1 protein-coding gene is annotated in these 313 nt (G+C 65.5%); it reads left to right on the top strand.

What is annotated here, in order from left to right:
* A partial coding sequence (locus tag ACGG9C_RS17085) for an integrase core domain-containing protein (protein WP_390178959.1) occupies positions 1 to 280 on the top strand: 280 nt, incomplete at its 5' end.
* Positions 281 to 313: the final 33 nt, after the last annotated feature.

Raw genomic sequence — 313 nt, 5'->3', positions numbered from 1 at the left:
TCGGAAGTTCCTGCGTGCGCTGGCCCGTCATCACCTGGTCGGATCCATGGGCCGGGTCGGGTCGAGCGGGGACAACGCGGCCATGGAAAGCTTCTTCGCGCTGCTGCAGAAGAACGTCCTCGACCGGCGCTCCTGGACCACTCGCGAGCAGCTGCGCATCGCGATCGTCACCTGGATCGAACGGACCTACCACCGCCGACGCCGTCAGGCACGCCTGGGCCGTTTGACGCCCATCGAGTTCGAGACCATCATGAACACGACCGTCGCACTGGCGGCGTGACTAGGAACCGTCACCTATCCGTGCAGCAGTCCC

It is taken from the genome of Microbacterium sp. MTN4-26 (genome assembly GCF_042846595.1).
Taxonomy (GTDB): Bacteria; Actinomycetota; Actinomycetes; order Actinomycetales; family Microbacteriaceae; genus Microbacterium; species Microbacterium luteum.
This window is presented reverse-complemented; position numbering and strand designations above follow the sequence as displayed.